The organism is Pseudoalteromonas sp. SWN29 (assembly GCF_015864465.1).
GTDB lineage: Bacteria > Pseudomonadota > Gammaproteobacteria > Enterobacterales > Alteromonadaceae > Pseudoalteromonas.
In genome coordinates this window covers 1-11,035 of record NZ_JADYXE010000078.1, presented here as the reverse complement: position 1 = coordinate 11,035, position 11,035 = coordinate 1, and the positions used below count along the sequence as shown (strand labels likewise).

8 protein-coding genes are annotated in these 11,035 nt (G+C 39.8%); 5 read left to right on the top strand and 3 right to left on the bottom strand.

Going from position 1 to position 11,035, the window contains the following annotated elements; all coding sequences use genetic code 11:
* Positions 1-1,007 precede the first annotated feature (1,007 nt).
* From arfA to I6F53_RS19335, 3 genes are all read right to left on the bottom strand, one after another.
* Positions 1,008-1,208 (bottom strand): ribosome alternative rescue factor ArfA, encoded by a 201-nt coding sequence (gene arfA / locus I6F53_RS19345; RefSeq protein ID WP_002963106.1) that lies wholly within the window; start codon positions 1,206-1,208, stop codon positions 1,008-1,010.
* A gap of 204 nt (positions 1,209-1,412) precedes the next feature.
* A complete protein-coding gene (locus I6F53_RS19340; protein ID WP_197240830.1) occupies positions 1,413-3,953 on the bottom strand; it encodes a TonB-dependent receptor plug domain-containing protein in 2,541 nt (846 codons plus the stop codon).
* Between the two features lie 254 nt (positions 3,954-4,207).
* Positions 4,208-5,161 carry a sensor histidine kinase gene (locus tag I6F53_RS19335; RefSeq protein WP_197240829.1) on the bottom strand — a complete coding sequence of 318 codons (954 nt, stop codon included), beginning with the start codon at positions 5,159-5,161 and terminating at the stop codon, positions 4,208-4,210.
* A 200-nt stretch (positions 5,162-5,361) separates the two neighbouring features.
* Between I6F53_RS19335 and I6F53_RS19330 the strand changes: the two genes are divergently transcribed.
* From I6F53_RS19330 to I6F53_RS19310, 5 genes are all read left to right on the top strand, one after another.
* The gene (locus I6F53_RS19330; RefSeq protein WP_197240828.1) at positions 5,362-6,690 is read left to right on the top strand and encodes an HD domain-containing phosphohydrolase; all 1,329 of its coding nucleotides are present in this window, start codon (positions 5,362-5,364) and stop codon (positions 6,688-6,690) included.
* A 74-nt stretch (positions 6,691-6,764) separates the two neighbouring features.
* Positions 6,765-7,784 (top strand): ferrochelatase, encoded by a 1,020-nt coding sequence (gene hemH / locus I6F53_RS19325; RefSeq protein WP_197240827.1) that lies wholly within the window; start codon positions 6,765-6,767, stop codon positions 7,782-7,784.
* 592 nt (positions 7,785-8,376) lie between these two features.
* On the top strand, positions 8,377-9,120 hold the full coding sequence (locus I6F53_RS19320; RefSeq protein WP_197180457.1) for a ferredoxin--NADP reductase: 744 nt from the start codon (positions 8,377-8,379) through the stop codon (positions 9,118-9,120).
* Between the two features lie 251 nt (positions 9,121-9,371).
* A complete protein-coding gene (locus tag I6F53_RS19315; protein ID WP_197240826.1) occupies positions 9,372-10,109 on the top strand; it encodes a nuclear transport factor 2 family protein in 738 nt (245 codons plus the stop codon).
* A gap of 9 nt (positions 10,110-10,118) precedes the next feature.
* Positions 10,119-10,439: a hypothetical protein gene (locus tag I6F53_RS19310; RefSeq protein WP_197180453.1), complete on the top strand. Its 321-nt coding sequence runs from the start codon at positions 10,119-10,121 to the stop codon at positions 10,437-10,439.
* Positions 10,440-11,035 lie beyond the last annotated feature (596 nt).

The following is an 11,035-nucleotide window of genomic DNA, read 5'->3' as shown; positions in this document are numbered from 1 at the left end:
CCCCTTGTACATACAGCATCTACTTAAAAAAAGTGTGCTTGGATACCATTCAGTTTCTGAGAATAGAAAGTCAGGGCCTTATCTACGGAGCAGTATTAAATACTAGACGCACAGGCAAGCTCACTGACTTCGATGTGATAAATGATAGCTAATCATTTATCAATGAGAGATACAAGACGCACAGGCAAGCTCACTGACTTCGATGTGATAAATGATAGCTAATCATTTATCAATGAGAGATACAAGGCGCGCAGCTTGCTGGCGTTTAAGAACTAAATTTAACGCTGTGGTTTATTTAACCTGTAGACGCGCTGCTTGCAGGCGTTTAAAAACGCAGTTTTTAGGATGGTTTTAGGTTAAGTAATTAGAAGCTGCGCTTCTCGCGCGAGCAAGCTCTGCGCCTACTGCGAAAACTTAACGCTGTGATTTAATTTAACTTGTAGACGCGCTGCTTGCAGGCGTTTAAAAACGCAGTTTTTACAAAATTATTAAGCCACACATGCGTTAACTCCTACTCCTATATACAAAGTAATTAGAAGCTGCGCTTCTCGCGCAAGCAAGCTCTGCACCTACCGCGAAAATTTAACGCTGTGGTTTAATTTAACCTGTAGACGCGCTGCTTGCAGGCGTTTAAAAACGTAGTTTTTACAAAATTATTAAGCCACACATGTGTTAACTCCTACTCCTATATACAAAGCAATTAGAAGCTACGCTTCTCGCGCGAGCAAGCTCTGCGCCTACTGCGAAAATTTAACGCTGTGGTTTAATTTATCTGTAGACGCGCTGCTTGCAGGCGTTTAAAAACGTAGTTTTTACAAAATTATTAAGCCACACATGTGTTAACTCCTACTCCTATATACAAAGCAATTAGAAGCTACGCTTCTCGCGCGAGCAAGCTCTGCGCCTACTGCGAAAATTTAACGCTGTGGTTTAATTTAACTTGTAAACCCGCTGCTTGCTTGAGTAAGTAAACAGCTCTTACAAAAGCCCTATTTGATCGGTGCTATTTAAGCCGCGATTAAATAGGACTCTTGTCCTGAATGCTTGTTGTTGCGTTTAAACGAGCCTTTGCCTTTTTTAGCTTTAACCACTTGTGGTTTAAATAATTTAGAGGTGACCATCGCCGCTAGTGCATTGTGGTTTATAACGCCTCGTCCTGTGTCTACCGCGCTGGTGTTTGCGGTTTTTGCTTTAGATTTTTTAGTCATATATTTCCTATCAGCCAATGGTTATTTTAAGTTAAATAATAAAAAGGCTTTTATATTAGCCTATTTAAGAGATGGCGATTGTAGGCTTAATTTTCAACCGCGCAAGTATTTTTAATGCCCAACAGGTACTTTTTTAGTAATAAAAAAGTAATATTAAGCGCAGTTAATAACTGCGCTTAATATTACTTTAGTTTGCTTTATAAATTAAAAACTAAAGCTTACTTTTGCATAGTACGTTCTGCCGTCAAAGCCGTAAGGTAATGCACGTACTGGGTATTTAAATGCGCCGTTGGTGATAAAGTTAAGTACTTCGTCGTCGCCTAGCTCGTCTGGCGTTTCGTCAAATACGTTATCGGCACCCACTGAAAGCGCAAACATGTCGTTAATTTGGTAGCTAACATTTAAATCAACTAACACAGCAGACTCAACCGTACTTGTTGGTTTAAACGATCCTGTTGGCGAAAGCTCACCTGGTAATGAAATATGGTCATTACCAAAGTATTTTACATCTGTTTCGCCAAAGTAGTTAAAGCGAATGGTTGATGTGTAGGCATCGCGTTCGTAGTCAAACGTAAGCGTTGCACGTTCACTAGGTTGTCCGTCGGTAAAAAAGCTACGTTGTAAATCATCAAAAGCAACCGCTTCAGGAATACCGTCTTCAGCATTTACGCCGTCAATTTTAGTATCGTTTAGGTTACCTGCAAAGGTTACTCCTAAATTGCCACCTTCAACTTCTGTACGGTACGATGCAATAATATCAACGCCTTGCGTAGTAGAATCAACCGAGTTTGAGAAGTAGTTAGCTTGCACAGCTCCAGTTGCTTGTAGCGCTGCAACTGCTTCTGAGCTAAACGATACGTCGTCAGCGGTAAGTAAGCTGCCAAGCGTAATACGGTCTTCAATTTCTACACGGTAAAAATCAACCGTTAACGAAAGCTCGCTTGTTACATCGTAAACAAAACCTGCACTGTAGTTTGTTGAAGTTTCAAGCTCTAAGCTATCTACGGCTAACGCACTTGGGAAAGCGGTCCCTGTGTTTGCAGTGAACGATTGCGTTAATGTGCCGTCTGAGCCTAAGTTAGTTGTAAAGGCTGTATAACCACTTTGTTGAAGTGATGGTGCTCTAAAACCAGTAGATACCGCACCACGTACAGCAAAATCATCTGAAAATTCATAACGTGTTGCTAATTTACCAATTAAATCATCCCCAGCATCTGAGAAATCTTCATAACGTAGCGCACCACTGACGTTCCATGCATCGGTGATCATAGTTTCTACGTCTACATAAACTGCGTAGCTGTTACGGTCGCTGTCGTTAGCTGCTTCAGGGCGTAGGCCGTTATAAGCCTGAAAACCACACTGTGCAAATTGGTCTGGATCGTTTACTGATGGGTACGAGGTATCCATATTTGCTAGTCCACAGGCGTATGATGCTTCATCGCCAGGTACTATTTCGTAGTTTTCTTTACGATATTCAGCGCCTACTGTTACATATAAAGGTTCACCACGGCCAATATCTACAATACCGTTTACATCAAGGTTAAGCGTTGTTTGATCAAATCTAAAACCACCTGAGTAACCGCCACTAGGGCCTGAGTTTGCTGCAATATCGGCATCGCTTGCACTTGGGTTGTTAAATAAATACTCAGCCGCGTAAGAAGCGTTTAATGTATTGCGTGATGTAAAGTCGTATTGATTTTCACCATAAACAGCCGATACATCGTAATTCCAATCTGTGTTTATATCGCCTTTAAAACCAAGCGCGACTGAAATATCTTGTGCTTCGTTATATATGCGCGGTAAAAAACCATCGCTATATACTTGGGTTACGTTTTTAGACGCTTCGTTAAAATTACGGTAAAAACCATTACCCAGCGCCGTGCGCTCTGAGTAGCCACCAAACGAGTAAAGCTCGCCGTCGCCCATTGGTAATGCCATGTTGTAAAATAACGACGTAAATTCACTTTCTGAGTTACCTTGGCCCCAGCGTACGTCTTCACTTAACGTACCTGGTTCAACATTAAGCGAACCCCCCGTATCACGCTCGGCGCGGTTAGTGCCATCGGCATCACGGTACTCAAGCGATAGGTTAATAAAGCCGCCTTCGTTGCCTAATTCAAAACCACGGTTTAAACCTGCTGAAATAGTGTCGCCGTCACCTTCACTTGTGCCGCCGTATTGTACAAAACCCGTTGTAATACCGGTTGAGTTATTAAGAGATAAGTTAATTACGCCTGCAATAGCATCAGAGCCATATTGCGCCGCTGCGCCATCGCGTAATACTTCAACGCCTTTAAGGGCCGTTAGCGGAATCGCATTCATATCAGTACCCGCAGCGCCTGCGCCTACTGTACCGTTAAGGCCAAAAATTGATTGGTTATGACGACGTTTACCATTTACTAATACAAGAGTTTGATCTGGCTGTAGGCCACGAAGTGTTGCGGGTCTAAATAAATCAGAACCGTCAGATACTTGTGTACGCGAAAAGTTAAATGAAGGCGCTGTCGCTTGAAGGCTTTGGCCAAGCTCGGTAAAGCCACCTTTGGTTAAATCATCTGCGTCAATTAAATCAATAGGAGAAGAAGACTCTGTAGAAGTACGGTTAGATACACGCGATCCTAATACAGATATTTGCTCAATGTTTTTAGCAGCTTGCACTGGTGCTTCTTCTGCGTTAACAATGCTTGGTGCGCTAAACGCGAAAGCAACGGCTACAGCAAGTGTGTTTAAACGGTATGTTGGCATAGTGACGACCCTGTTTTTTTGTGTTCTTATAATATGTGTGTGGTTATGGTGCTCATAACCTGTTGCAAACATCCTAGCAACATATGCAAACAAAAAGAAATGAAAAAAACTAAATATTTGGTCTAAGTATGCAAATAAATTTCAAGATAAGAAAAAACCACCTTTAATCGATTAAAATACACGCTACAAGGGCATTAAACTTCAAAAAAAAGATCTATTAACCTTTTATTTACATTGTGATTTTGTTCGTTAGTTTACGCTTTTAAAGGTAATAGGCAGCGGGTGGTCGTACCTGTCCCTAATGTGCTGTTAACTTCTATTTTTCCGCCATGATCGCTCACCATAGCGTATACAAGTGTCATACCCATACCGGTACCTTCTCCAACTTCTTTTGTCGTGTAAAAAGGGTCAAACATATGCGCTATTGTGTCTTCACTCATTCCACAGCCATTATCTTTTACCTCAATACAGATATTTGTGTTTAGTTCAAAAATATTGACCTCAATAATGCAGCCTTTTTCTAAATCAAGCTCGCATGCTTGCCAAGCATTCATTAATAGATTTACAAAAATTTGATTAATAGACGATAAATTGCACCAAATAAAGGGTAGTGGTTCAAACCGCGTTTTTATCTCGCATAGTTTGAGTTTGTTACTTAATAATCTTAAAGCATTATTAGCACCCGTTGTTACATCGGTTAGTTGTTTATCTTGCGAGGAGGAGGGGTGGGCAAAGTTTAATAAGTCATGCACAATTTGTTTTATTCGTTTGAGTCCTTCAACGCTGTCGTTAACTTGTCCCTGCAAATTGTTATAAAGCCACGCATACGGATACTGTAAATTGAGTATGTCGATTTCGTGTTTAAAACGGCTTTCTTTAATTTCATTGTTTAAGTATTGCTCGTTAAGCTTTAGCAACGTGATAAGCAAAGGAGTAGAATTTTGTAAGCTTTCTATATTACTCATTGCATAGGCAAGCGGGGTATTTATTTCATGGGCTACGCCTGCACAAAGCGTTCCTAAGGTTGCCATTTTTTCGGTTTGCACAAACAGCATTTGCTGGTGTTCTAAATCGGCTACTTTTTTTTGTAATTCATTATTTATGGCAACTAAAACGGTGCTTTTATCTTTGAGTAATTGTTCTGCGGCCAAGCGCAGCTTTTGTTCGTTTAAAAAAGCACGTTCAAAATTACCATCTGATCCATTCATTCCTTTCATCCATATAGATAACTTTATACTTAACGTTTAGTCGTCTACATGCAAATTTGCAACTTTAGTGTGAGCATTTATCTACTTATAGATAATAACCACATTAGGTGACTCCTACTCTATATAAAAGGTAAGCATAAACAGGTCACGGATGTTTTTTTAAGCTATTATTTAGCCAGAAGTAATTTAAAGGCGGCGCAATGACTCAAGCAACACCAAACACACCAATGAATCAGATTGATGTACTTTGTATTGATGATGACGAAATAGTACTACGTACGTTAACACGACTACTTGAAGTAAATGGCTTAACGGTTATTGTTTGCGATAACCCGCAAAACGCACTAACACTTTTTAAAAATCATGAATTTGGTTTAATTATTAGCGACATGCGCATGCCAGTCATGAATGGTGCCGAGTTTTTAGAAAAAGCGCGTGCGCTGGCACCCGACACTCAACGCATTTTATTAACCGGTTACGCCGATATACAAACAACCCTAGCGGCTGTTAACCAAGGGCAAATAAATGGTTATATTCAAAAACCATGGCAAAATGACTTATTACTTCGAAGCATTAAAGATAGCCTAGAAAAATTTGCGCTAAAAAAGCAAAACAAAAAATTAGAAACACAAGTTAAGGCGCAAAACCAAGAACTACTTGAGCTAAACAACACGTTAGAGCAACGAGTAGAAAAACGTACCTTACAAATCAAACAAGTTTTAAAAAAGCTTGAAGACGCCAACGAGCGGGAAAAACAAGAGCACAAATCGACCGTTGAGCTGCTATATAATTTTGTTAATGCAAATCCTTACCTTGATGGCAACAAAGCACAAAATATTGCAAATACCTGTACACAAATAGCGCTTTACTTAAACCTGTCGCAAAAAAGCATCGATCTTGCTCCAATGGCTGGCTATTTAGCACAAATAGGTTTGCTTGCTATGGACCCCGATCTTTATAAAAAGCCAGTAAATCGCTTAAATGAGCAACAACGCAAAACCTTTTATACTCACCCAAGCACTGCACAATTAATGTTAATGCCGGCAATACATTTACACGATTTATCGGATGCTATTTATTATCAGTTTGAACGCTTTAATGGTAATGGCATGCCCAAAGGCCTTGCAGGAAACGACATACCTATAGGCGCTATGGTGCTGGGTTTAGCGCGCGACTATTGGGATGCGTTTGAACAAAGTAATGCCAGTGATGAAAAGCAGCGCCACGATGACGCGCTCGAAAGTGTAAAACTTTATAGTGGTTCGTTTTACCACCCTAAAATAGTTCGTGCGCTTGAAGCAAGCCATGCAAAACTAAACGAGAAAAAAAGTACCGCAGGATCAGTACTAATTTGTAATGCCCAAGAGCTCAAAGAGCAAATGATACTTGGCCATGCCCTACACAGCCATGCGGGTATAATGTTGCTGCCTAAAGGTCATGTATTTAGTAGTAAATCAATTGAAAAGCTTCAGCAGTTGGAGTCAAAAAAACCAACCCCGTTTAGAATAATGGTTAAAACTGCTAAATGATTGATCTAAACGGCAGTTTTTTTCGTTACAATAGGCTTAAAATAAACTAATAAATTTGCTTGAAGGAGCACTCTGTGTCGCGATTTTCTGCAGTTACCGACAATCCCCACGACGGACGTTTTAACCAAAAAACGGGAATACTGCTTACTAACTTAGGTAGCCCAGATGCACCAACAGCTGCTGCGCTTCGTACATATTTGCGCGAGTTTTTATCAGATCCTCGAATAGTAGAAATACCACGCCTAGTATGGATGATAATACTTCACGGTATTATTTTGCGTGTGCGCCCTAAACGTTCAGCTAAATTATATAAAAGCATATGGACCGAAAATGGCTCACCGCTTACGCATATTACTCGCCAACAAAGCGTAAAGCTAAATACCTTATTAAAAGAGCAAGGTTATACCAATACCGAAGTAGTAATGGCTATGCGTTATGGTAACCCGTCAATAGAGGCTGGCCTTGAGGAGCTTCGTGATAAAGGCTTAACGCGTATTATTATATTGCCAATGTATCCGCAATATTCAAGCCCAACCACGGGTTCTACGTTCGATGCTGTATCGAGCGTACTGCGTAAATGGCGCTGGGTGCCAGAGCTTCATTTTATAAATGGCTATCATAAAAACACCCGTTATATTGAATCCCTTGCTAACAGTATTAGTGAAGATTTAGAAGCGAATGGGATGCCACAAAAAATTGTTTTTTCGTATCACGGTATGCCTAAACTATTTTTAGAGCGAGGCGATCCGTACCATTGCCTATGTTTACAAACCACGCGCTTAGTTGTAGAAAAACTGGGCCTTGATAAAGACAAAGTAATTAGTACTTTTCAAAGTCGATTTGGTAAAGCCGAGTGGTTAAAGCCATATACCGATGCAACGCTTGAAGCCCTGCCTGATGAAGGTATTACCGATGTAGCTATTATCAGCCCTGCTTTTAGCGCCGATTGCCTAGAAACACTTGAAGAGCTAGAAGGCGAAAACCGAGAAATATTCGAAAACGCAGGCGGCAAAAAATACCGTTACATAGCGGCATTAAACGATAGAGACGATCACATAGAAGCTGTGTTTGATGTTATAAAACCTATGTTGTAAATCTGATTTATAAAAGCGTATAGCTATAAATAGTTCGCATTAAGCGGTGTTAAAATTAACACCGCTTTTTTGTTTTAAGATTTTAGGATTTTAGATTAAGTAATTAGAAGCTTCGCTTCTCGCGTGAGCAAGCTCTACGCCTACCCAAAAACTTAACTCAGCGGTTTATTTAACCTGTAAACGCGCTGCTTGCAGGCGTGTAAAAACGCAGTTTTTAAAATGGCTAAATAATCAAAAACTGCACTCCTCGCAACATCAAGCTATTTGCTCACAACATCACACTACCTACTATAAAACCTAACTCATAAATACAACTTTTTGCTAGCGCGTAAAGCTGTAAGTCTTTGTCACTTAATGCTAATGTCTATAGATAAAACTTACTTTTAAGTGAGTCATTTAAAACTTAATACCAATTCGCTTAATTAAGTTGTCTATTTTGAGGTAAGAAAACCGTGTCGATAACAAGGCAAAATTTCGTTATTTAGTTGTTCTATATGAGAAATTTTTAACGAAGTTAAACGTGCGGTTTAATCCCTCAAATTGATTAGGTATTATTGCGGGTTGGCATAACTAGCTAAACCAAGGGGTAACTATGTCTAACTGGGTTGAAGCAACAGTAAAAAGCGTAACATGGTGGAGCGAAACGCTCTTTAGCCTAACCGTAAATGCAAACGTAGAGCCATTTAAAGCAGGGCAATTTACAAAGCTTTCGATAATGGATGGCGACAAGCGTATTGCTCGAGCTTATTCTTATGTAAATGCACCTGAAAATCCCGATCTTGAGTTTTATCTAATTAACGTTATTGATGGTTTACTATCCCCGTGTTTAGCTAAATTACAGCCCGGCGAAACCGTACTTATAGAGCAACGCGCTACGGGCTTTTTTACCCTTGATGAAATACCACAAAGCGATCAGCTTTGGATGCTAGGAACAGGTACCGCCATAGGGCCTTTTTTATCGATATTACAACAGCCCGATGTATGGAAAAAATACAAAAGCATAAACTTAGTGCATGGTGTGCGTTTTAATAACGACTTAAGCTATCAGGCACTTATTAACGAGCTATTAAGAGTGTACCCCGAGCAGCTCAGTTATATTCCCGTTGTAAGTAGAGAGGAGCCATTACAAGGCTTAAGCGGGCGAATCACAAATGCTATTGAAAATAATAGCTTGTTTGAACATGTAAAATTAAACCCAGCTCCTAGTAACGCGCAATTTATGATTTGTGGAAACCCACAAATGGTAAAAGACACAACCGCGCTACTTCTCGATAAAAACTTTACGCGCAACCGTCGTAAAAACCCCGGTAACATTACCGTAGAGCAGTACTGGTAAGCTACAGTAGTGGTATTAACTACCCGATAACGTTAAAATTTGCTATGTTGCACCCTTATACCAATTTTATCAAAAATATGATCATTCTATCGCATTAAATAACTCACTAACTGCGTTAAAAATTATTCATATAGAACAACTATATGTCACAATTTTCGCCTTGTTATTGTGCTATTTTCTTGACGCTATAATAGGTCACTTATTTAATGCAATTGGTATTACACGTGTTTAGTGTTCATTTTAGGAAAGTTATGAAACCGTTATCTATTATTTTTGCCTCATTAATCACTACCGTCGCGCTTATTACTTATGCTGCAGAACAAAGCGAGCCTGAGCAAAATGAGCCGCAAGTTGAAGCTCAAGCAAACGTCGAAAAACCAAAAGCTGAACAACCAGTAACTCAAACCAACACTGACGACAAAGTAAATACGCTTGAATACAAAGCGCCAGAGCTTAAAAAGCCAGTTATTGATACGACTAAACCAGACGATTCAAAAGTACTAGGTAACGAGCAAATCAAACCAGCCGAAAAACCTAAAAATAAAATAGAAAAAGCAGTGGCTGTAGCGGAAGCTGAAAAAGCAGTAACGCAAGCAAAAGAAGCGCTGACAATTAAGCAGCAAACTAAAGCTAAACAATCGCGCGAATCGCTGGCAGTGGTTGAGCAATTAGTTAAAGCGTATAACGCCCGTAATATTGAAGAGTTTCTTCGTGTATATGCCGAAGATGTTGAGTTTTATATTTTCCCTAATGAGCTATTATTTAAAGGTAAAGAAAAACTAATAGAACGTTATGGGCTAATGTTTAAAAAGTTAAAGTGTATACACTCATCACCGATTAAGCGCATAGTGCACGGTGATATAGTGATTGATCACGAACTGTCAGAAACCTGCTCAACAGACGAAAACGTAGTTGATAAACGCTCAGAACTTATTTCGAGCTACCAAATTAAAGATGGAAAAATAGTAAGAGTACTGTTTTTTAGATAAAGGCTTTATATGCAAATAAATGACGACAAAAAAATTCGCTTAATGTATCGCATTGAGCCCGGTTGCCTCGGCCCTGAAGGGGTTGACCATATTGAAGATTTTTGTCGTTTTGCAAACAAACATATTAAATCCCCATTTTATGGCCAATTTGTATTTTTACCTCGTTACGATAAAACCATAGACGAGCGACAATACAGCGTTAACAGCCGTAATTTATCACTTGCTCAGGCTCATGCGTACTTAAAGCATTTTGATATTGATATAGAAGAATTTGAAGAACAGCTCGACGAGCTCCTCACCAAAACCATCGATTTATACTTTAAGCGATAGCGTCTAATTACTATTGCTGAGGTACTCCCCAAAACTTGCTCACGCGAGAAGCGTAGCTTCTAATTACTTTGTATATCGGGGTAGGAGTCAATGCATATGTGGTTTAATAACTTTGTAAAAACTACGTTTTTAAACGCCAGCAAGCAGCGCGTCTACAAGTTAAATCAAACCATTGCGTTAAGTTTTGTGGTAGGCGTAGAGCTTGCTCACGCGAGAAGCGCAGCTTCTAATTACTTAATCACCCATTGTAAAAGCTACGTTTTTAAACGCCAGCAAGCAGCGCGTCTACAGGTTAAATCAAACCTCAGTGTTAAATTCTTCCGGTAGGCGTAGAGCTTGCTCACGCGAGAAGCGGTAGCTTCTAATTACTTAATCACTCATCATAAAAACTGCGTTTTTAAACGCCAGCAAGCTGCGCGTCTTGTATCTCTCATTGATAAATGATTAGCTATCATTTATCACATCGAAGTCAGTGAGCTTGCCTGTGCGTCTAGTATTTAATACTGCTCCGTAGATAAGGCCCTGACTTTCTATTCTCAGAAACTGAATGGTATCCAAGCACACTTTTTTTAAGTAGATGCTGTATGTACAAGGGG